The following is a 21,806-nucleotide window of genomic DNA, read 5'->3' on the forward strand; positions in this document are numbered from 1 at the left end:
ATGAGAGTGAGCATTCCGCTACTGGGTACCTTGCTGCTGGCTGTCGTGCTGGCCGGTTGTACTCATGTTCGCAGCAGTCAGAATGTGGAATTGTCTGGGGAGGGCACATGGCTGGTGTTGCCCTTGGTTAACCGTACCGCGACGCCCCAGGCCGGCTTGCGGGCGGCAGCGATCGTAGAATCGGTGCTGTTTCGCCATGGCGTTAACACGGTGACCCGCTACCCGCAAAGCGATAACCAAGGAGTGTTATTCGAAGGCACATCCGCCGCCAGCCGCAAGAAAATGGATAAGTGGATTCGCTCCCAATCGGCGGATTATGTGGTTAGTGGGGTTGTACACGAATGGCGTTATAAAACTGGTGTGGACGGTGAGCCGGCGGTAGGGGTGATGATTGAAATCCGAGAACTGCCTGAGGGGCGCATTGTTTATAGCGGCACCGGCTCGCGCGCGGGCTGGGCCCGCCAGTCGCTCAGTGAAGTCGGCCAGAAAGTGATCGATAAACTGATCTCGCCGGTGGTGCAGTAATGTTGGAGCACCTCAGCAACGGTAGGCTGGCGGGGCTGTTTATGCCGCAGCCGAGAGTGCTCTGGTCGATGTGCGAAGCGATCATTCTGACCGCCCTGGCGGTTGGTTTGGGCCTCTGGTTACGTTATGACGATCCGTTGACGCTTATCGGAACTTTCCGTTGGGTGCTGCTAGTGCCTATCCTGTTGGCGCTTCGTTACGGCAGCCTGCTCGGTGTGTTTGGCATGCTGTGCTTGGTCAGTAGCTGGTTTATTCTCAGGTTTTTCGGCTTTTACCCCAGTTTGCCCTTTCCTGAATCCACCATGCTCGGTGGCTTCGTTATTATTCTGATCTGCGGCGAGTTTGCCGATATGTGGCGGGTCAAACTGATGCGCGCCGACAGTGCTTCCAGTTATGCGTTGGAGCGCCTGCAGAATCTTACGCAGCGCTATGTGTTGTTGCGTTTGTCCCATGACCGCCTGGAAGAGAATCTACTCGTTAAACCCTACACCGTGCGCGATGCGCTGGCGCGGTTGCGCGAGCTGACCTTAGATGAAAGTGACAGCATTCGGCTGCCTGCAGCGGATGATCTGGTGCATCTTCTGGCAGAGTATTGCCAGCTACAGCGTTGTGCCTTGTACCGCGTTGTTAATGGCCGGATTGATGACGAGCCGGCGGCCCTGTTGGGAGAAAATGGCCCCCTGGACCGAGATAACGAACTCCTTCAGCACGCGCTAGATCATCGGCTATTGGCCCACGTTCAGCAGCAAGGCCACGACAGCAATTACCATGGCCAATATTTGGTGGCTGCGCCTATCATCAACAGCGGTGGAGACCTCATCGGGATGATGGTGATTGAGCGCCTGCCATTCCTCTCGATCAACTATGAAAATCTGCAGTTGCTGTCTGTGCTGCTGAACTTTTATGCGGATATCGTGCACGCCGGCGATGAAGTGGATGAGATGTTGGATCGCTGGCCGACCATGCCCTTCCGTATTGCCAGCGAGCTGGCTGCCTTGGTGCGTTTGCGTGAAGGTGGCCGAGTAGATACTTCCCTGACCCTATTTGTGGCCGATGAAAGCGAGCAGGCCGGGCTAATTCTGGATGCTCTGGCGCGTGGCCTGCGTAGCCTCGACTTGGCATGGTGGATCAGCGATAGGGTACTGATGATCATGATGCCTATGACCGGGGAATCCAGTCTGGAGGGCTATGTTCTGCGTACGGAAAAATGGCTGCAAGAGGAGTACGTCTTCATGAGCCTACGCCAGGCGGGCATACAGTTCTTTTACCGGCACCTGGACCAGCGAGACCCCGAGGTGCAGATCGCCAGGTTGCTGGAGGCAGCCGGTGTCTAGCCTCAAGCTAATTATTTATGCCGTCGCTGCAGAAATCGCATCGCTAATGCTGTTGTTGAGCAAGCAGGCGGATTTATCGATTTTCTTGTTGTATCTGTTATCACACGGTTTGGCTTCAGCCTTGTTATCCGTGGTGGCCTGGAGTTTATTGCCTGAACGTTTCAGAACGCCAAAAATCCTTTCCTGGGTGCTGGTTTTTTCCTTTGCGTTCTTTATCCCCGCCATGGGGTTAGTGACGATTTTGGGTGGTGTTGCGCTGGGTATCTGGCTGCCGGCATTGTTTCGGGATCTACCGTTTGGGTTGGTGGATCAGCCGTACTTTACCCCGGTGCAAGTGAATAGCACCGCGGGTTTTCGACAGATCGATCTAAAAAATTTGCTGATCTCATCAAAGGCGCCAAATGCCTTACGCGTGCAAGGCATGTTGGTGCTTAAAGATATGCCTGCCAGGGTAACCGGTAATCTGTTACGCCATTCCCTCGGCGACTCCTTTGAAGATCTGCGATTGTTGGCCTACGGGATTCTTGATCAAAAAGAAAAAGAAATTACCCGTGATATTGAGCGAGCCCTGCATTTACTGGAGCGCTCCAAAGAGTCCCGCCGTTACCGCTTGGCGCGTCGCCTGGCCGAGCTCTACTGGGAGCTCAATTATCAGAATTTGGTACGTGGTGATATTCGTACGTTAACGTTAGAGCGAGCCGGTTATTACGCGGATATGGGGCTGATGGAAAGCCCAGAAGATGCTGGGCTGTGGCTGTTACGCGGGCGTATCCAGCTCAGCCAGGAACAGATAGGCGAAGCGCACCAGTCCATGACATTTGCCCGCCGACTTGGCCTTTCTGCGGCGAAAGTGAACCCCTGGCTTGCCGAAATTGCGTTGCAGCGCCGGCAAATGTCGCTGGTACGTATGTTGATGCTGGAAATCACCGATGACAGCCAGTTTACCCAGCTGAATAAATCCGTTGAATTCTGGAGGGCCTATGAGCCTGCCACGGGCGGATAGCGCCGATATTTGTCTATTACTGGAAGGCACCTTCCCCTACGTGAGTGGTGGTGTGTCCAGCTGGGTAAACCAGATTATTCGTGGTTTTCCCGAGTACACCTTTGCCTGTTGTTTTGTAGGCAGCCGCCCGGAAGACTACGGCGAGATGAAATACGAACTGCCCGACAACGTGGTGCACCTTGAAGTGCACTACCTGCACAATTTTCAGCGGGGGGCGCAAAAACGCTCCCTCAAGGGTAATCGCAAAGCTTATGCCGATTTGCGGCGTTTTCACGACATGGTGAAAGAGGGCGTCCAGACCCGCGAACGCAGCCAATTGTTCAGCCGCATTGTGACTCATCTGGGCGAAGGCGAGGATTATTCCGAAGAGTCGTTCCTGCACAGCCGGGCCAGCTGGGATTATATCGCCGAAGCGTACCGGAACTTTAGCCGTGACCCGTCATTTGTGGATTACTTCTGGACCATCCGCATCATGCACTCGCCCATCTGGGTGCTGAACGACATTGCCGATAATTTAATTCCGGCGAAAATGTACCACACCATTTCGACCGGTTATGCCGGCTTTCTAGGGGCCATGCTAAAGCGCCGCACCAACAAGCCTTTATTGTTGTCCGAGCACGGTATTTACACCAAAGAGCGCAAAATCGATCTATTCCAGAGTGAATGGATCAGCGATAACCGTGGCTTGGTGGAAAAGAATAACTCGGAGATGGCCTATTTTCGCGAGAAATGGGTGAATTTCTTCACCGAGTTAGGGCGTGAGTGTTATCAGGCATCAGACCGGATCGTGGCTCTCTATGAACGAAACCGGGAACGGCAGATGGAAGATGGCGCCCCCCCGGACCGCACACTGAATATCCCTAATGGCATCGACTTGCCACGTATGCAGAAAGTGCGCGCCGCCCGTGGTGAAGCCATTCCCCCGGTGGCTTGCCTGATTGGCCGTGTGGTTCCCATTAAAGATGTGAAAACCTTCCTGCGTGCCATGCGTACCTTGGTCAATGTGATTCCCGAAGCGGAAGGCTGGATTGCCGGGCCGGAAGATGAAGATAAAGATTACGCCAAGGAATGCCGTGGCTTGGTGGCCAGCCTGGGGCTGGAAAAAAATGTGAAGTTTTTGGGCTTTCAGAAAATTGATGAATTGCTCCCTAAGGTGGGGGTGATCGTGCTCAGTTCCATCAGTGAGGCATTACCTTTGGTGCTGCTGGAAGGGTTTGCTGCCGGCGTGCCGGCGGTGTCCACGGATGTGGGGTCTTGCCGCCAGTTGATCGAAGGCCTTGATGAAGATGATCGTGCCTACGGTAAAGCTGGCGAGGTGGTGGGCATTGCCGACCCAGAAGCGCTGGGTAACGCCGTGGCTCAGTTATTGAAAGACAAAGACGCCTGGTTTCAAGCACAGCAGGCGGGTATTCGTCGGGTGGAAAACCTGTATACCCAGGAAATGATGTTTGGCGCCTATCGGGATTTATACCGTTCTTTGCTTGATGATTCAGGCATTGCGGCCTCGGCCAGTAATACGGAGGGCCGCCACTAATGGCAGGCATCGGTTTTGAGCTGCGCCGTCTGTTGCGTAAGGACACCTTGCTCGGGCTCATTCGTGCCTACGCCTATGCCGGAGTGATCAGCTCAGGTCCCTGGGTGTTATCGATCATCGGTATCCTGATTATCGGTATTTTCAGCCTGGGGATCGTGATACCCAATGCGGCGGTGACGCAATTTCAGGTCACGGTCACCTATTTGATTGCGGTCAGTTTGACCCTCACCGGTATTGTCCAGCTGGCGTTCACCCGTTTCTGTGCCGACCGCTCGTTTGAAAAGCGCGAAGACCTGATTCTGCCTAATTTTGGCGGCATCACCTTACTGGTGACGATCTTTGCTGGGCTACTGTCGTTGCCGGTGGCCATGTTCCTGTTTCCGGAGCAAAACATTCTTTTTCGAGTGTTGTTGATCGCCTGTTTTGTAGTGTTGTGCAATATCTGGATCGCCACGGTATTCCTGTCTGGCATGAAGCAGTACAAGGCTATTCTTCTGCTGTACGCACTCGGGTACGGGATTACGGTTGTAGCGGCGCTATTGCTGCTGTTTCTGGGACTGGAAGGGTTGTTGTTGGGCTTTCTGCTTGGGCAAGTCACCTTATTGGCAGGTATGCTGGTGCTGATCGTGCGGGGCTACCCTGCCGAGAGCGTGGTGTCGTTCGCCATGTTCAGTAAAAAATACCTGTACCCCTCCTTGATGCTGGTTGGCTTTTTCTACAACGCCGGTGTGTGGGCCGACAAGGCCATGTTCTGGTTCTACGATGGCACCGGCAGTGATGTGATCGGGCCGCTTCGGGCTTCGTTAATCTACGATATCCCGGTATTCCTGTCGTATCTGTCGCTTATTCCTGGCATGGCAGTGTTTCTGGTGCGCATGGAAACGGACTTTGTGGAGTATTACTCCAACTTCTACGATGCAGTTCGTGAAGGCGGCTCGCTGTCTTATATTGAAGATATGCGTAATCGAATGGTCTTTGTGATTCGCCAGGGGATCTTCCAGATTCTCAAGATTCAGGCTATCTCGGCGCTGGTAATTATGGTTGCCGGTGCGCAGATCTTTCATGCGCTGGGCATTTCGGAATTGTACCTACCGTTGCTCAAAGTGCAGTTGATTGCTACCGCACTACAGGTGGTATTCCTCGCCATCATCAACGTGTTCTGCTACCTGGATCAGCGCCGCATGCTGGTGCTGCTGACCGGGTTGTTCTTCGTGCTTAATGTGATTTTTACTGGAATTAGCTTGTACCTAGGCCCTCAGTTCTTCGGTTTTGGTTTCTTGCTGGCCCTGGCTGTCTGTGTGTTGCTTGGCTTGTGGTTGGTCAGCCGCAAAATGGCAGAGCTGGAATATTCCACCTTCATGCTTAATTGACTGGTGGTGTGTTGGATTACCTCTTCTCTCACGGAGAAAGAACACACTGCCTTTCAGGCTTAACGTGGTTGTTGCCGTCGGCAAGGCCGGGAAGTCGCCGTTACGAGAGTGCCCCAACGAATGGTCCATGTCTGTGGTATCTTTTCCACGTTAATCATGTTGCTAGGGGAAGGGGCTCATGCCACGTCGGGGTTTGTCGGTTTTTCATCTATTGATGTTGTGGGCGGTGCTGTTGGTGGTCGGCTGTGATGAAGCCGGAGACACCACACGCAACGAGGATAATAACGTCGCGGCCGCAGAGGGAAATAACGCAGCGCCCGCCGTCTCGCCACTGGATCAGCGCTGGCAGACCCATCTAGCGAGCCTGCCCACCGGCACCATCAGTGCCCGTGCACCGCTGATCGTGCGCTTTAACCATCCCGTAGCCAGCCCCGATCAGTTAGACAAGCCCCAGTCCGGCGTGGTCCGGCTGTTGCCGGAACGTCCGGTGACGGCGGTGTTTACCGCTGAAGATCGATTGGAAATTCGCCCCTTAGAACCTTTGCCCAGTGGTGAATCGCTGACCCTAGTGCTGTACGCACAGGGGTTGGCAAATGTGGACGACACCTTGAGCCCGGCAGAATTTTCCCTGCAGGTACTGCGCCAGCAACTGAGCTTGAGCGTGGAGTCCCTGTTACCCACCGAAGATGGCCGTGAGATGGTGTTACGCGGCAGCCTTGAGACCCGTGACCTGGCGGACCACGACAAGGTGGAGTCGGTGCTGGCCGCCAGCCAGAACGGTGATGGCTTAACCATTGTCTGGCAACATGACAGCGCCGGGCTTCGCCATGCATTTTCAGTGAGCGGCATTGTTCGTAAGCCGCAAGCCAGCGATGTGTTACTGCGCTGGGATGCGGCGCCCTTGGGGTTGAGCAACAACGGTGAACGCCACTACACCGTACCGGCGCTGAAAAACTTTGCGGTCACCAATGTGCGCGCGGTCAGTTACCCCCAACCCCACATCCAGGTGAATTTCTCTGAAGCACTGAGCGCCACCCAGAACCTGAAAGGCCTGGTTACCCTCAATGACAACAATGCCCGCGTGGAGGTAGACGGTAGCACCTTGCGCATTTACCCGCAGGAAGAGCTTGACGACGATGTGGCGTTGGTTATTGACGCCAGCTTGCGCTCGGCCAGCCAGGGGCGCCTGGCGAAGACGTTGGAAAAGAACCTGACCCTGGTGACCAACAAGCCTGGGGTTCGCTTCGTTGGCGAAGGCACTATTTTGCCCGATGGCAAGCAACTCAGTGTGCCCTTTGAAGCGGTGGGGGTGCGTTCGGTAAAAGTGCAGGCATTCCGGGTATTCGATGACAATATCGGCCGCTATTTGCAGGGCAGTGAACTGAATGAAGCGGACATGGATTCCCGCACTGGCCGCTACCTGTGGCAGAAAACCCTGAGCCTGCCGGGCACTGGCGATGGCTGGCAGCGTTATCAGCTGGGCCTCACCGAGCTGATGGCCAAACACCCCAATGGCCTGGTGCATCTAACCCTGGCCATCGATGGCGACGACATCAGCTACCACTGCCCGGACGGTGCCCTGAATAAAAAGACTACCCTGCCCGACAATTACGAAGGCCCCGGGCAAGATGATGGTGGCAATGATCTCTACGAAAACTATTACATCGATGGCGGTTACCTGAGCTGGTACGAAAAAGATAACCCCTGCTCCGACAGCTACTATGAATATAACGACCTGGCCAGCAGCACCCGGGCTTTCTTGGCTTCCAACCTGGGGTTGATTGCCAAGCAAGGCCAGAACGACACCTTGCTGGTGGTGGCCACCGAGCTGGATAGCAATACGCCTGCTGAAGACGTGGTGCTGAAAGCCTACAACTACCAGCTGCAGCAAGTGGGCATGGGGCTCACCGATGCCCAAGGCATGGCCAGCCTCACCCTTGAAGGCAACGCTTATTATCTGGAGGCGGTCAAGGATCGGGACAACGGCTACCTGAAGCTGGCCCGTAACCGGGCCTTGCCCACCAACCAGTTCAACACCGGTGGCCAGCAGGTTCGTGATGGCCTAAAAGGCTTTTTCTACGGTGAAAGAGATGTGTGGCGTCCCGGTGATGCCATCCACCTCACCTTCATTCTGGAAGATCAGGACAACATGATTCCCGAGGGGCACCCGCTGACGCTGGACTGGTTCGACCCCAGAGGGAATAAGGTGAAAAGCTACACCCTGGATACACCCGTGGGTGACTTCTATGCCTTTACCTTACACACGGACGAAGATGCGCCCACCGGTAACTGGCGTGCGGTGGCGCGGCTGGGGGAGCGCTATTTTGATACCCCCATTCGGGTGGAAGCGATTAAGCCTAACCGGCTGAAGATCGAGCTGGATTTGCCCGAAACCCTGTATGCCAACGAGGCCACGGACATTGGCTTGTTTACCCAATGGCTCAATGGCGCCACCGCGGCCAATCTAGAAGCGGACATGCAGGTGCGCGTTAGTGCGCGGACCACCCGCTTCGATGGCTACGATGCTTATCACTTCGACGACCCCACCCGGAAACTGAGCAGCGAACCATTCACTGCCTTCGAGGGCAACGTGGACGGGCAGGGCAACGCTACCGTGCCGCTCACTGTGAATGTAGACCAGACCCCGGGCATGCTGCGTGCCACCCTGACCACCCGTGTGTTTGAAAACAGCGGCGATTACAGCACCCAAATTCGCAGCGTGCCGGTGTACCCGTTCAAGCACTGGGTGGGCATGCGTATTCCGCAAGGCAGTGGTTGGGGCGGTGCGTTGTCCCGCGAAGGCCAGCACGCCATTGATCTGATCAGCCTGAACAGCGATGGCAAAGCAGAGCCTAGTCGGCCCCTGGACATCAGCGTCTACCAGATCGACTGGCGCTGGTGGTGGGATCGTTCAGGCGATGACCTGAGCAACTACATTAGCGACCCCAGCACCCAGCGTGTAGCCCAGGCTCAAATCACCACCGATGGCCAAGGCCGCGCACAATGGAACCTGAACGGGGAAGACTACGACTGGGGCCGCCACCTGATCCGCATCTGTGATCGGCAAAGTGACCATTGCACCGCGCAAACAGTCTATCTGGGCTGGAGCTGGGAGCAGGCCAGCGGGAGTCAGGATGCAGCTACACGGCTGTCACTCTCCGCCGATCAGGACCGCTATGCGGTAGGGGATATCGCCCATATTGAACTGCCCGCCGTGGCCAAGGGCCGTCTGCTGGTGAGCCTGGAAACCGGCTCCCGAGTGCTGGACCACTATTGGTTAGAGGCTAACGGCAAAGCACAAACATTGGATATCCCCGTCACCGCCAACATGGCCCCCAATGTGTATGTGCATGTGGCCCTGCTGCAACCGCACAGTGGCCGCAGTAACGACCGGCCCATTCGCCTTTATGGGCTGGTGCCGTTGCTGGTGGATGACCCCAATACGCGCCTCAACCCGCAACTGAGTGCCCCGCAAAAGGTGAAGCCCGAAGAGACCTTCACGGTGGAGGTGAGTGAGCAGCAGGGTAAGCCAATGACCTACACTCTGGCATTGGTGGACGAAGGTTTGCTCGGCCTCACCCATTACCAAACCCCGAACCCCCACGACAGCTTCTACCGCCGTGAAGCCTTGGGGGTGCTCACCTGGGATCTATTCGACATGGTGGTTGGCGCCTACGGTGCAGAGCTGGATCAGCTGCTGGCGCTGGGGGGCTCCGATGGCGCCGATGATGGCCGAGAAAAGCAACGCCGTCGGTTCCCGCCAGTGGTGAAATTCCTTGGCCCTTTCCCGTTAGATAGCCATGAAACCGCGCACCACGATATTACTTTGCCGCCCTATATGGGGCAGGTTCGGGCCATGGTGGTGGCCGGCGATAACGGCGCCTACGGCAAGGCGGAACAGGATATAACCGTGACCCAGCCGCTCACCGTGCTGAGCACCTTGCCGCGGGTATTAGGCCCGGGAGAAAGTGTTGCGTTGCCGGTAACCGTGTTTGTCACCGACGACAGCCTAAAGAACGTGAACCTGACCGTGGAGGCGGACAACGATCTGTTTGAGGTGGAGCAGGGCGAGGCATCGCTCACCTTCACCGGCCCGTCCGATCAGATTGCCATGCTGAAAATCACCGCCAAACAGCAGGTGGGTATCGGCGATATCACCGTCACCGCGAAAGGGGGCGAGCACAGCACGTCGGAAACCGTGCACTTGCCAGTGCGGGCGGCCAACCCGCCCACCACCCGTGATATCCGCAAGGTGCTGGCGCCCGGTGAACTGTGGGCGCTGGAATCCCAACCTCACGGCATGGCCGGTACTAACAGCAGTACCGTGGTGGTTAGTGCCTTGCCTGCCATGGGGCTAGAGCGTCGTTTGGATTATCTGCTGCGCTACCCCCATGGCTGTATCGAACAAACCACCTCGGCGGTGTTGCCGCAGCTGTACCTGAATCAGTTGCTGCAACTGGATGAGCAACAAGCCCAGGACGTTCAAGATAACGTTGCCGCTGGCATCGAGCGGCTGCAGCGGTTGCAACTGGCCGATGGCGGTTTCAGCTACTGGCCGGGTTTGGCCAATGCCAGTGATTGGGGCACCAGTTATGCGGGCCATTTCTTGCTTGAAGCCAAGCGGCTCGGTTATGCCGTGCCGGCGGCCATGTTAGATAACTGGACCGCCTACCAGATTCGCCGTAGCCAGAGCCTGGGCGATCGCCCCTGGCAGTGGAGCGCGGAAGCTTACCGCCAATACACCCTAGCACTGGCCGGCAAGCCTCAGGTGGGCGTCATGAATCGCCTGCGCGAACGCTTGCAGATGGCCCGGGCGGATTATGCGCGCAGTGCCAGCTACCATAGTGGTCGTTGGCTGCTGGCGGCGGCATACCTGCAAATGGGGCTTAGCGACGTGGCGGCGGAACTCACCGCCACGGCGGCGTCGGGTCTGGAATACGACGGCGCTAGTTACACCTATGGCTCTCAGTTGCGTGACCAGGCTATCCGCCTCACCGTGGCCGATGCCCGTGGCGATAGCGCCAAGGCCTGGACCCTGGCAGAGGACATTGCCAGCCAGCTGGCCAGTGACAATTGGTACAGCACGCAAACCACCGCGTGGTCGCTCATGGCCATGGCCCGTTATGCCGGCAGTCAGAGTGATGAGCAGGGCTACCGGTTTGCGATTCGCGAAGGCAAGCAGGCATGGCAGGAGATCGCAGCCACCTCACCGGTGTATCGCCAAACGCTGGCCGATAGCCAGCACGCCCAGGCCTTTACCGTGCGCAATGATAGCCAGCGTAAGCTGTTTGCCACCCTGAGCAATGTGGGAACGCCGCTGCCGGGTAACGAACAGGCCAGCAGTGAAGGGCTCACCCTTAGCACCCGCTTCTTTGCGGATGGCCAAGCGGTGAGCCCGCAAAAGTTGCCTCAAGGGCAGGATTTTGTGGCCGAAGTCACCATTACCAACACCGGTAACCGCACCTTGGAAAATTTGGCTCTCACCCAAATCCTTCCTTCCGGCTGGCAGATTACCAGCAGCCGGCTGGATGGCAGCGATGAGCAGCAGGAGCGTATTACCTACCAGGACCTGCGCGATGACCGGGTGATGCATTATTTCGATCTGAAACCGGGCAGCAAGCACCGCCTCACCGTGCGGGTGGCGCTCAATGCCTCCTTCGCCGGCCGCTTCTACCTGCCTGCTTGGAACGTGCAAGCCATGTACGACGGCAGCCGCCAAGCGCGCAGCAAAGGGCTGTGGGTTGAAGTAACGCGGGAGTAGACCGGATTACGCTGCCCTGCGATTCCATCGGCTTGCGTTTGTAGGTCGGATTACGCCTTTCAGGCTAATCCGACCTACACGGTGCGGATGTGACTTACGCTGGGTTGCGCCACCCCCTCTCGTGTCGTTCTTTCATTACGCCATGCCTTCAAAAAGGTAAAAACGCGCCACCCTTTCTGCATGAATGCCATTGTTATTCTGCCGGGCGATCTCCACTGCATCTGGACCCTGCCGGAAACGGACCATGACTTCTCAACCCGCTGGCGCTTCATCAAGGGGGTGGTCACAAAACATGGCCAAATGAGCACACCGATCTGGCAAAAGCGTTTCTGGGAACATACCCTTCGAGATGAGTATGATTTGCAAACTCACACCGATGACCTCTACTACAACCCGGTAAAGCATGGTTATGTCCTCCAGCCTGCCGATTGGCCTTACAGCAGCTTTCACCGGGACGTGGCCCGTGGCCGATACCCTGCGAACTGGGGCCGGGAATGGTCACTGCCGGAGGGCGTTGGCAACGAATAATGGGCAATGTCGGATTACGCCTGTCAGGCTAATTCGACCTACTTTCCCGCTCGCAGATCGTGTTAGGCGTAGCCGTAACCCGATACAGGCTTTTGCAACCGGCCCCCACCCGCGATGAAATTTCTGCGCCGTTCAATCCTTACCCTGCTGATTATCGCTGTGCCTATGGTGGTCGCGTTGCAGTTCTGGCCATTGCCCGAGCGGCTAACCCACACTCCGTACGCCACCCTGATGCTGGACCGCAATGATCGCTTGCTCGGGGCGCGTATTGCCGCAGATGAGCAGTGGCGCTTCGTTCCGGTGGAGGTGTTGCCGGACAAATACCGCCGCGCCTTGCTGAGTTACGAAGACAAGCGCTTCTTCGCTCACCCCGGGGTCGATCCGCTGGCGATTGCTCGGGCTGCCTGGCTCAATGCCCGTGCCGGCCGCGTGGTTAGCGGTGGCTCCACGCTGACCATGCAGCTGGCCCGGCTGCTGCGTGATGACCCGCCCAGAACGCTGCCAGAGAAGGCCCGCGAGGCGCTGTTGGCGCTGCAGCTGGAATGGCACTTCAGCAAGGATGAGCTGCTAATCCAGTACGCTAGCCGGGCTCCCTTTGGGGGCAATATTGTGGGGTTACGCGCCGCCGCTTGGCGTTACTTTGGCCGGGAACCGGCGGCGTTGAGCTGGGCAGAAGCGGCGTTGTTGGCGGTGCTGCCCAATGCCCCCTCATTGATCCACCCGGGGCGAAACCGGGAACGATTACGGGCCAAGCGCGATGGGTTGCTCAATGACCTGCACGAGAGCGGAGCACTGCCGGCCAGGGACCTGCAACTGGCACTGCTGGAACCTTTGCCCGCTGCCCCCAAGGCGTTGCCCGCTAACGCCAACCACCTGCTGAACTCTCTCACCGCCAGTAGCGAACAACACCTGTTCCGCACCACTTTGGATGCAGACCTGCAGCACCGGGTGCGCGAGCTGGCGCGCCAGCATGGTCGGCGCTTAGCCGGGGAGGGCGTGCATAATGTGGCGGTGGTGGTGATTGATCACATCGAACTGGCCACCCGCGCCTACGTGGGCAACATGACCCACGGCGATGCCCGCGAATACGGTGCCGCCGTGGATATCGCCAGTGCGCCGCGCTCCACGGGCAGCGTCCTCAAGCCCTTGTTATATGGCCTGATGCTGGACGATGGGTTGTTGCTGCCCGATACGCTGGTGGCGGATTTGCCTACCAATTATGGCGGCTTCAGCCCGGAAAATTTCGACCATGGCTACCGGGGCGCCGTCCCTGCCCATCAGGCGCTCAGTCAGTCCCTGAACATTCCCGCCGTGCGCATGCTGCGCGAATACGGGGTGGGGCGTTTCCATAACCAGCTGCAGCGCATGGGTATGACCACCCTGTTTCGTAACGCTGAAGATTACGGCCTCACCCTGGTGCTGGGTGGAGCAGAGGGGGCGCTTAACGAACTCACGGGTATTTACGCACGGCTGTTTGCTAGCGCCCGGCAGGCGCCGCCTTACCCCGTGGCGGTGTTGCAATCCTCCCTTGCCAATCGAGAGCCCGGCAGGGCGCAGCCCAGCCCTGTTCTTAGCCCCGGCGCTGCCTGGTTAACCCTGGATGCCCTGCGCCAGGTGGCACGGCCCGGCACCGCCCGGCAATGGCGGTTGTTCAGCTCCAGCCAAGCCATCGCCTGGAAAACCGGTACCAGCTATGGCCTGCGCGATGCCTGGGCCATCGGCAGTAATGGCCGCTACACCGTGGGCGTGTGGGCGGGTAACGGCAACGGTGAGCCGGCTCCTAGCCTGGGCGGCGCGGCCACCGCAGCGCCGTTGATGCTGGACGTGTTCAGTCTGCTGGGGCCGGCTCGCTGGCCAGAGGCGCCCTTGGCTGATTTGAAAACCGTGCATGTGTGCAGTGACGACGGTTATCTGGCCGGGGGGCGTTGCCCTACGGTGGAGCGGCAGGCGCCGCTGCACAGCCATTTCGAAACCGTCACGCCGTACCATGTGCGGGTGCATCTGGATAGCAATGGCCAACGGGTGCATAGCCAGTGCGAGCCGGTAAGCGCCATGCGTCATCGCGATTGGTTTGTGCTGCCACCCGGTCAGGCCTGGTTCTACCAGCGCCGCCACCCGTACTACCGGCCGCTGCCCAGTTGGCGGGAGGATTGCTTAGCGGGGGCTCGGGGCATGGATAGCGAGCCGCCCATGGCGTTGATCTACCCCCATGCGGGCACCGCCATTTATATTCCGGTGGAGCTGAATGGTCGGCTGGGCCGGGCGGTGTTGCGCGCGGTGCACCAGCGCGCCGATGCCACCCTGTATTGGCACCTGGATACCACTTACTTAGGGGAAACCCGCCATTTTCACGAATGGGCGCTCATCGCCGAGCCCGGCTGGCATACCCTCACGTTAGTGGATGATCAGGGGTTTCGGTTAAAGCAGCGCTTCAAGGTATTGGGCAAATAAATCACCTTTATTGCCAGATTACGCCTTTTCAGGCCCTCGGAGCCCTTGGGTACATTCCGCCGATAAAACCCTATATTCACCGCGCCTTTTCTTCGCGAATCTGATAAACAAGAACTCTTCGCGCAACCAACGGGGCTACCGATGACACACCTTCACTACCACACCTGTAATTTATGCGAAGCCATGTGCGGTATCGAGGTAGAGCACAACGGAGATGACATACACGCTATCCGTGGTGACAAGGCCGACCCGTTCAGCCGTGGGCATATCTGCCCTAAGGCCGTGGCGTTGCAAGATCTGCATAACGACCCAGACCGCCTTCGCCACCCGGTGAAGCGCACCGCCGATGGCTGGGTGCCGATTAGCTGGGATGAAGCCCTGGATGAAACCGCCCAGCGGCTCCACGACATTCAGCGCGCGCACGGCAACAATGCGGTATCGCTGTACTTGGGCAACCCCACGGCACACAACCACGGTGCCCTGTTTATGTTGTTGCCCTTTACCTGGGCGCTGAATACCCGCCAGCGCTTCAGCGCCACCTCAACGGACCAGTTGCCCCATCAGCTTGCTACTTACCAGCTGTTTGGTCACCAGGCCCTGTTCCCGATTCCGGATATCGACCGTACCGATTACTTCATGATCATTGGCGGCAACCCATTGGTTTCCAACGGTTCCATCATGACCGTCCCCGACGTGAAAAATCGCCTCAAGGCGCTGCAAAGCCGCGGGGGCAAACTGGTGGTGGTTGACCCGCGTCGTACCGAAACCGCCCAGCTGGCAAACGAGCATCATTTCGTGCGCCCGGGCACCGATGTGTACCTGCTGCTGGCGCTAGTGCAGGTGCTGTATGCGGAATTATTGGTGGCGCCGGGCCGTATCGATGGCTTGCTTGATGGCAAGCAAACCCTAGAGAAGCTGGTGGCGCCCTGGACCCCGGAAAAAGTGGCTGAGGCGGTGGGCATACCCGCCGAGACCATCCGCACGCTGGCTCGCGAGATTGCTAACGCGCCCAGCGCGGCGGTGTACTCCCGCGTGGGGGTAACCACCAGCGCCCACGGCAGCCTCAGCGCCTGGCTGGTCTATGTGATTAACATCCTCACCGGCAATCTGGACCGCCAAGGGGGCGTCATGTTCACCAACCCGGCTTTTGATGTTGTCAGCATGAGTGGCCTGAGTGGCGATACCGGCAGCTTCGACGATTATCGCAGCCGGGTGAACGGCTACCCGGAGTTCGGCGGTGAATTTCCGGTCACGGCCATGGCCGATGAAATGCTGACGCCGGGGCGCGGCCAGATAAAAGCCTTTATTTCCCATGCCGGCAACCCGGTGTTGTCGTGCCCAGATGGCAACAAGCTGGATCGTGCGCTCAGTGGCCTGGATTTCATGGTCAGCATCGATTTTTACATCAATGAAACCACCCGCCATGCGGACATTATTCTGCCGCCCACCGGCCAGCTCGAACACGGCCAGTTCGACCCTATTTTTCAGGCGGTGGCGGTGCGCAATGTGGTGAAATACACGCCACCGTTGGTGCCTCGCCCGGAAGGCATGTTGCACGATTGGGAAATCCTGCTCGGGCTCACCTCACGGTTGAACCGGCTTAACGCCCGCAGTCGCCGCAACCGCTTGAAGTCCGCCGCCACAGATCGTTTGATCCGCACGCTGGGCGACCGGGGCATTATCGATTTGGGCCTGCGCCTGGGGCCCTATGGCAGTGGCGGCAAGGCCCTAGCCGAGCTGAGGGAAAAGGGTTTGCACACCCTGCCTAAAGTGGCTTGGCGTTTGCTGCGTGGCAACAGCGGTGGGTTAACGTTAAAGCGCTTGGAAGCCGCTCCCCATGGCATTGATTTAGGGCCGTTGGTGCCCATGCTGCCGCAACGCCTTTACACCCCCAATCAACGGATCAATCTGGTTCCCGCCCTCTATAACCGGGCACTGCAAGGGTTGCCGGTGCCGGATGCCCCGCAAGGCAATGAGCTGTTGATGATTGGCCGCCGTCATCTGCGCAGCAATAACTCCTGGATGCACAACAGCCAACGGCTAATCAAAGGCAAAGGCCGTTTCAACGCCATGTTGCACCCTGTGGATGCAGAACGGTTGGGGGTGCAAGAGGGTGCAGATGTGCTCATTAGCGGCAGTGCCGGCAGCATAACGCTACCGGCCACCCTCAGTGACGACATCATGCCCGGTGTGGTCAGCGTGCCCCATGGTTGGGGCCATGATCGTGCGGGCGTGCAGTTGGGCATTGCCCGGAGTACAGCGGGCAGCAGCATCAACGATGTGCTGTGCACCGAGCGGGTGGAAGCGGTAACGGCCATGGCACAGCTCAATGGCATTCCCGTTACGCTGGCACCAGCATGAGAATAATGGCGATAGGGCAGCGGAGGTGGCTACCCCGTTAGCCGGCGCGCGCCAGCAACAAACATCACCACAGCTGGGGTACTTTTTGCAGCTTGTTCAGGCTGTAACCGCGGGCCTTGGCGGTCTCCAGCAAGTGCTGGTAGGTGCTGGCTTCTATCTCCGGGCTGCGGGCCATAATCCACAGGTAATCGCGTTTTTCCCGGCCCACAATGGTGGCCTGGTAATCCGGGCTTACGTACAGCACCCGGAAGTCGGCCTTGAATGGCCAGAGGAACCGCATCCGCCATATCGCCGGGTTTTCTTCGCTCACAAACCCGGTGGGAGTCATGGTCTTCAGCTCACCCTCTGGGCCGCCCTTACGGAAGGTAAAGGTGGTGGCAATTTCATTCGGCCCGGCCCGGCGGTACGTTTCCGTGGCGTTATAAGCGCCTTTTTCGGGAAAAGTAGGAATATTGGCAATCACATACCATTTGCCCATAAAACGGTCTAGGTCGAACGGGGCGGCCACCTCAATGGGGGCGCGGGGCGAGCTTTGGCAGGCGTTGAGCATAATCAGGCTCACTATCAGTAGTATCGGGCGCATAAATGTCTCCATGACAGTGATGATCACGCCTTGAGGTGCAACATCGGGTGAATCCTAGTGATTGTGTAGGTCGACTTAGGTGTAGCCGTAAGCCGACAACCAAGCCTTGCAGCCCATCCATAATGATGAAATGTCGGATTACGCCTCTCAGGCTCTCTGTGCCCTTGGGTCAATCTGACCTACACACACCGGTTACCCTTGAAAGTCCTCCGCGCCATCACAACCCCTGTTATTAACCAACCGGAAAAGGAGACCCGCGTGAACGTTCTTATTGCAGGCGCAAACGGAAAAATTGGCCGCCGGCTGATTCCTCATTTGGCCGCCGACAACATCCACGTGACCGCCATGGTCCGCGATGCCGCCCAAGCACAGTCACTCAAAGAGCTGGGAGCCGCCGATGTGGTGGTGGCAGATTTGGAGGGCGACTGTCGGGATGCCCTGAAAGGGCAGCATACTGTCATATTCACCGCCGGTTCCGGCCCTCACACCGGCCCGGATAAAACCATCGATGTGGACCAGAACGGTGCCATTTCACTGGTGGATCAAGCAAAAGAGCAGGGCGCCAGCCGCTTTATCATAGTCAGCTCCATGCGCGCAGATGACCCTGCCAGCGGCCCGGAAAAAATGCGCCATTACTTCGAAGCCAAAGGCAATGCAGACAATCACCTGCGCAGCAGCGGGCTAGATTATGTCATCGTCCGCCCCGGCAGCCTCATCGAAGAGCCACCGCTGGGGAAAATCAGGCTGGAGAAGAAAATAAAGGGTTTCGGGGAAATCTCCCGAGAAGATGTGACCAAGGTGCTGGCGGAAGTCACCCGAATGGAGACTCGTAACCAAGAGTTCGACGTCATCTCTGGTGATACCCCCATACGCGATGCCCTGCAAAGCCTTTAAGGCGGGCGCTTCATTCCATTGTCGGCTTAGGCCGCTATGGCCCAAAGGCCGTAAGCCGACCCTTCTGCTCTCTTCGTTTTGCTCCCTTTCCCCTCGCTCTAGCGATAACAGGCTAACGGGCTAGTATTCCCTGCTGGATTGTTAGACAAAATCCGGTATTTTTTTCTAACCGTATCCCTAGTCATCAAGGGGCCTGTGTCATTAATTCGTATTAATTACGTTGGTTTAGTATTGAAGACCATTCGCATTACGGTAAACAAACGGTAAAATGCCGCAGCTTGTCATATGGATGACAAAAAAAAGCATTAATAATTCGCCCCCATGATGTTAAACAGCTGGATAGGATGTCCGTAGTGCCGTTCTCTTTACGATCAACTCGTTGGTATTTTGCGGGCTTTGCCCTTTTGGCTGCAAGCAGCGCCCAGGCTTCTTCTCCATGGGTGTCGGCTGGTGATCTGGCTGCACGCCATCACATTGAGGTGCTGCAATCTCAAGGCTGCCTAGAGGGAGTGACGCTCAGCTGGCCAATCAGCTGGGCCGCCCTAATGAAGGGTTATCGCCTTGCCCGCCATAGCCTCCCGGAAGCGGAAACAGAACGCTGTGAAAGCCAGCATGCCGCCTTCCTTGAAAAAGCCCTCCGCCAAGCCAAGCAAAGCACCCGTGGTGCTTCTATTACTTTGGGGGTGGCCAATCAAGAGCCCCTTTACACCAGCTTCGACACCCAAGTGGAAGATGAACAGACCAGCCAAGTGACACTTTATGGCATGGGTGATCGTTGGGCGGGGCGATTGGCCATCGGGTATGTGGATGGCGATCGCGACAATGAATATGTGCGCATGGATGACAGTTACCTGGCCGGTATTGTTGGCAACTGGCAGCTGGGCGTAGGCGCTATCGACCGCTGGTGGGGGCCGGGCTGGCAAAGCTCGTTGGCGCTCTCCAACAATGCCCGCCCGATACCCGGAGTGTGGCTGTCTCGGCAAATGCCGCTGGCTCCGCAAAGCCCTTGGCTCAGCTGGATCGGCCCTTGGGATTTACAGTTTATTGCCGGGCGCCAGGAACAAGACCGGGCTGTGCCCGATGCCCATGTGCTAGGTGCACGCTTTGTCTTCAAACCGCTGGACTCGCTACAAATCGGCCTCACGCGGCTGGCTCAGTGGGGCGGGGAAGGGCGTCCGCAGAACTTTCAGGCTTTCTGGGACGCGACCATTGGCCGAGATAACGGCGAATCGTCAGGTTTCGATGATGATGATGACCCCAGTAATCAAATCGGGGGGGTGGATTTTCGTCTGTCGTTGAATCCCGGTGATGTGCCACTGGGGATTTATGGCCAGTTCATTGGTGAAGATGAAGCCGGTGGCCTGCCCTCCAAGCGATCGTCTCTCGCCGGTATCGATATAGTCACCGGCTGGGGAAAAGGCTCCCAGCGTTTCTTTGCTGAAGCCACCGAGACGGTGGCGGGTAGTTGGTTTGGTGATCGACGCCACAATGTTATGTACGAGCACAGCACCTACAAGACCGGTTTCCGCTACCATGGCCGTAACCTGGCCAGTACTTGGGAGGGTGACGCCAAAGTCACCACCCTGGGTGTGCAGCAGTTTTTTCGTAACGATGTGACGGTCTCTCTGAGCCTTTCCCGAGCGACCCTGAATGACGAGGGGAGCACACGCGCAGTGCTGCATATCGATGGGGACGAAATTCTTCAGGCCGCAGACGAACAAGACATCACGCTGGCCGAATTGCGCATCGGCCACCCCCTACTGGGCGGCCGGCTGAACTGGTTGCTTTCTACTACGAATGAAGCCGTAGTCACCTATGAAAAGCGGGAGCGGTTTACCGCTGGCCTTCAGTGGACCCGCGACATCAATTGGTAACAGAGTTTATGCAGGTATTTATGAATCCACTCGGTAAATTTTTGGCTGCTGGCCTGTTTGTATTATTGGCGGGCTGCACCGTAGTGCCAGGCTCATACCACTCGCCAACCCCGGGTTGGTTTATTGATGAAACCGAGATGGCGCAAGGAAAGCCTTTGCCTGATGTAGTAAAGGTGCATGCCATCGGCACGGCTATACTGGATCAAAAGACAATTGCTCCTGAGGAGAAACCAGTCCCCACAGAACTGGATCTGTCTGATAAAGATTACGACTATACCGTTGGGCCTGGGGATGTTTTGCAGATTATCGTTTGGGATCATCCTGAACTAACCATTCCAGCTGGAGGCGAACGTAGCTCCGCAGAATCCGGCAACTGGGTTCACAATGACGGTACCATTTTCTATCCCTACGTGGGCATCATAAAAGTGGCTGGCCTTAGGGTGACCGAAATCCGGGATATGGTGACTAATCGGCTCTCCAAATATATTGAAGACCCTCAAGTAGATGTATCGGTCGCCGCCTTCAGAAATAAAAAAATTTATATAACCGGGGAAGTTAAAACACCAGGCCTTTACCCGGTTACTAACGTGCCAACTCGGCTCATTGATGCCATTGGTGAGGCCGGTGGGCTAACCTCTGAGGCAGACTGGAGCAGTGTCGTTCTCACTCGTGCCGGGAAGGATTATCGTTTGTCGCTCCGCGATATTTATCAGTACGGGAACACTAATCAAAACGTTTTACTTAAACCTGATGATGTACTTAACGTAAACCCTGTTACTGATGCTAAGGTTTTTGTACTTGGTGAAGTCGGCAGTGCTGCAAGCCTGCAAATGGGCCGAAATGGCCTGACTTTGGCAGAGGCCATTGCGGAGAATGGCGGCTTCGATCAGCAACAGTCTGATGCATCCGGAGTATTCGTATTTCGCAAAGCGCCAGATGGGGTCGATCATGGAATTGATATCTACCAGCTGAATGCAAAAGATGCTGCTGCTCTGGTTTTGGCGGACAGTTTTGAACTGCAGGAGCGGGATATCGTTTATGTTACAGCGGCGCCGCTGGTCAGATGGAACCGTGTTCTTCGCTTGCTATTGCCGTCCATGACAACATTACTTCTTGGTGTTAGAGCTGAAGAATCGCTGAGTGAGTGAGGCAATGTTCAATCGCATCCTGGTCGTCTGTGATGGAAATATTTGCCGGAGCCCCACGGTGGCGGCCATGCTGAAATCACTATGTCCAGAAAAGTCAGTGGAATCTGCTGGTCTTGTCGGCCTGCAAGGTCATGATATGGATCCTAACGCTCGGAAAGTGGCTACTGATAATGGGCTTGATTGTGCTGAACACATAGCTCGCAAGCTCACATCAGAAATCTGTGCCAACCATGATCTTATTTTGGTCATGGAGGCGAGACAAAAGGACCGTATTACACAGCGCTTTCCTGAAGCTAGCGGCAAAGTCTTTCTGGCGAGTCACTGGAATGGGAAACACGATATTCCAGATCCGTATAGGCGAGGCTTGGAAGCGTTCGAAAGGATATACCCAATGATGTATCAGGCGGCTGAGGCTTGGGCAAAAAAGCTGTAGCGCTTCT

14 protein-coding genes are annotated in these 21,806 nt (G+C 57.0%); 13 read left to right on the plus strand and 1 reads right to left on the minus strand.

Annotated elements, in window-relative coordinates:
• From AS19_RS04760 to AS19_RS04800, 9 genes are all read left to right on the plus strand, one after another.
• A complete protein-coding gene (locus AS19_RS04760; protein ID WP_011588176.1) occupies positions 1-525 on the plus strand; it encodes a hypothetical protein in 525 nt (174 codons plus the stop codon).
• The gene (locus AS19_RS04765; RefSeq protein ID WP_011588177.1) at positions 525-1,859 is read left to right on the plus strand and encodes a PelD GGDEF domain-containing protein; all 1,335 of its coding nucleotides are present in this window, start codon (positions 525-527) and stop codon (positions 1,857-1,859) included. The genes AS19_RS04760 and AS19_RS04765 overlap by 1 nt, the downstream gene beginning before the upstream one ends.
• Entirely contained in the window at positions 1,852-2,862 is a 1,011-nt protein-coding gene (locus AS19_RS04770) for a hypothetical protein (protein ID WP_011588178.1), read from the plus strand. Before AS19_RS04765 ends, AS19_RS04770 begins: the two co-directional genes overlap by 8 nt.
• Positions 2,840-4,396 (plus strand): GT4 family glycosyltransferase PelF, encoded by a 1,557-nt coding sequence (pelF, locus tag AS19_RS04775; protein WP_035458604.1) that lies wholly within the window; start codon positions 2,840-2,842, stop codon positions 4,394-4,396. The genes AS19_RS04770 and pelF overlap by 23 nt, the downstream gene beginning before the upstream one ends.
• Complete coding sequence (gene pelG / locus AS19_RS04780; protein WP_035458601.1) at positions 4,396-5,766, plus strand: exopolysaccharide Pel transporter PelG; 1,371 nt, start codon at positions 4,396-4,398, stop codon at positions 5,764-5,766. Before pelF ends, pelG begins: the two co-directional genes overlap by 1 nt.
• Positions 5,767-5,944: 178 nt before the next feature.
• Complete coding sequence (locus AS19_RS04785; protein WP_046961765.1) at positions 5,945-11,527, plus strand: alpha-2-macroglobulin; 5,583 nt, start codon at positions 5,945-5,947, stop codon at positions 11,525-11,527.
• 180 nt (positions 11,528-11,707) lie between these two features.
• Entirely contained in the window at positions 11,708-12,055 is a 348-nt protein-coding gene (locus tag AS19_RS04790; protein ID WP_082116347.1) for a transposase, read from the plus strand.
• A gap of 114 nt (positions 12,056-12,169) precedes the next feature.
• Positions 12,170-14,506 (plus strand): penicillin-binding protein 1C, encoded by a 2,337-nt coding sequence (pbpC, locus tag AS19_RS04795; protein WP_046961767.1) that lies wholly within the window; start codon positions 12,170-12,172, stop codon positions 14,504-14,506.
• Between the two features lie 141 nt (positions 14,507-14,647).
• Complete coding sequence (locus tag AS19_RS04800) at positions 14,648-16,867, plus strand: molybdopterin-dependent oxidoreductase (protein WP_046961768.1); 2,220 nt, start codon at positions 14,648-14,650, stop codon at positions 16,865-16,867.
• Positions 16,868-16,931: 64 nt separating this feature from the next.
• Here the strand turns inward: AS19_RS04800 and AS19_RS04805 are convergent, their stop codons facing one another.
• Positions 16,932-17,450: a lipocalin family protein gene (locus AS19_RS04805; RefSeq protein ID WP_052753743.1), complete on the minus strand. Its 519-nt coding sequence runs from the start codon at positions 17,448-17,450 to the stop codon at positions 16,932-16,934.
• A 258-nt stretch (positions 17,451-17,708) separates the two neighbouring features.
• Between AS19_RS04805 and AS19_RS04810 the strand changes: the two genes are divergently transcribed.
• The 4 genes from AS19_RS04810 to AS19_RS04825 all read left to right on the plus strand — a co-directional run bounded on the left by AS19_RS04810 (position 17,709) and on the right by AS19_RS04825 (position 21,799).
• On the plus strand, positions 17,709-18,344 hold the full coding sequence (locus tag AS19_RS04810) for an SDR family oxidoreductase (RefSeq protein ID WP_046961770.1): 636 nt from the start codon (positions 17,709-17,711) through the stop codon (positions 18,342-18,344).
• Positions 18,345-18,688: 344 nt separating this feature from the next.
• Complete coding sequence (locus AS19_RS04815; RefSeq protein WP_046961771.1) at positions 18,689-20,218, plus strand: capsule assembly Wzi family protein; 1,530 nt, start codon at positions 18,689-18,691, stop codon at positions 20,216-20,218.
• 20 nt (positions 20,219-20,238) lie between these two features.
• The gene (locus AS19_RS04820) at positions 20,239-21,366 is read left to right on the plus strand and encodes a polysaccharide export protein (RefSeq protein ID WP_052753780.1); all 1,128 of its coding nucleotides are present in this window, start codon (positions 20,239-20,241) and stop codon (positions 21,364-21,366) included.
• 4 nt (positions 21,367-21,370) lie between these two features.
• Positions 21,371-21,799 carry a low molecular weight protein-tyrosine-phosphatase gene (locus AS19_RS04825; RefSeq protein ID WP_046961773.1) on the plus strand — a complete coding sequence of 143 codons (429 nt, stop codon included), beginning with the start codon at positions 21,371-21,373 and terminating at the stop codon, positions 21,797-21,799.
• The last annotated feature ends 7 nt before the right edge of the window (positions 21,800-21,806 follow it).

It is taken from the genome of Alcanivorax sp. NBRC 101098 (genome assembly GCF_001010505.1).
GTDB classification, from domain to species: domain Bacteria; phylum Pseudomonadota; class Gammaproteobacteria; order Pseudomonadales; family Alcanivoracaceae; genus Alcanivorax; species Alcanivorax borkumensis.

What these genes read in the sequence shown, in the direction of transcription:
- AS19_RS04820 (WP_052753780.1), top strand. Translation starts at nt 20,239, where the DNA reads ATGAATCCACTCGGTAAATTTTTGGCTGCTGGCCTGTTTGTATTATTG.
- AS19_RS04805 (WP_052753743.1), bottom strand. Translation starts at nt 17,450, where the DNA reads ATGCGCCCGATACTACTGATAGTGAGCCTGATTATGCTCAACGCCTGC.
- pelF (WP_035458604.1), top strand. Translation starts at nt 2,840, where the DNA reads ATGAGCCTGCCACGGGCGGATAGCGCCGATATTTGTCTATTACTGGAA.
- AS19_RS04790 (WP_082116347.1), top strand. Translation starts at nt 11,708, where the DNA reads ATGAATGCCATTGTTATTCTGCCGGGCGATCTCCACTGCATCTGGACC.
- AS19_RS04765 (WP_011588177.1), top strand. Translation starts at nt 525, where the DNA reads ATGTTGGAGCACCTCAGCAACGGTAGGCTGGCGGGGCTGTTTATGCCG.
- AS19_RS04800 (WP_046961768.1), top strand. Translation starts at nt 14,648, where the DNA reads ATGACACACCTTCACTACCACACCTGTAATTTATGCGAAGCCATGTGC.
- AS19_RS04760 (WP_011588176.1), top strand. Translation starts at nt 1, where the DNA reads ATGAGAGTGAGCATTCCGCTACTGGGTACCTTGCTGCTGGCTGTCGTG.
- AS19_RS04785 (WP_046961765.1), top strand. Translation starts at nt 5,945, where the DNA reads ATGCCACGTCGGGGTTTGTCGGTTTTTCATCTATTGATGTTGTGGGCG.
- AS19_RS04825 (WP_046961773.1), top strand. Translation starts at nt 21,371, where the DNA reads ATGTTCAATCGCATCCTGGTCGTCTGTGATGGAAATATTTGCCGGAGC.
- pbpC (WP_046961767.1), top strand. Translation starts at nt 12,170, where the DNA reads ATGAAATTTCTGCGCCGTTCAATCCTTACCCTGCTGATTATCGCTGTG.
- pelG (WP_035458601.1), top strand. Translation starts at nt 4,396, where the DNA reads ATGGCAGGCATCGGTTTTGAGCTGCGCCGTCTGTTGCGTAAGGACACC.
- AS19_RS04815 (WP_046961771.1), top strand. Translation starts at nt 18,689, where the DNA reads ATGTCCGTAGTGCCGTTCTCTTTACGATCAACTCGTTGGTATTTTGCG.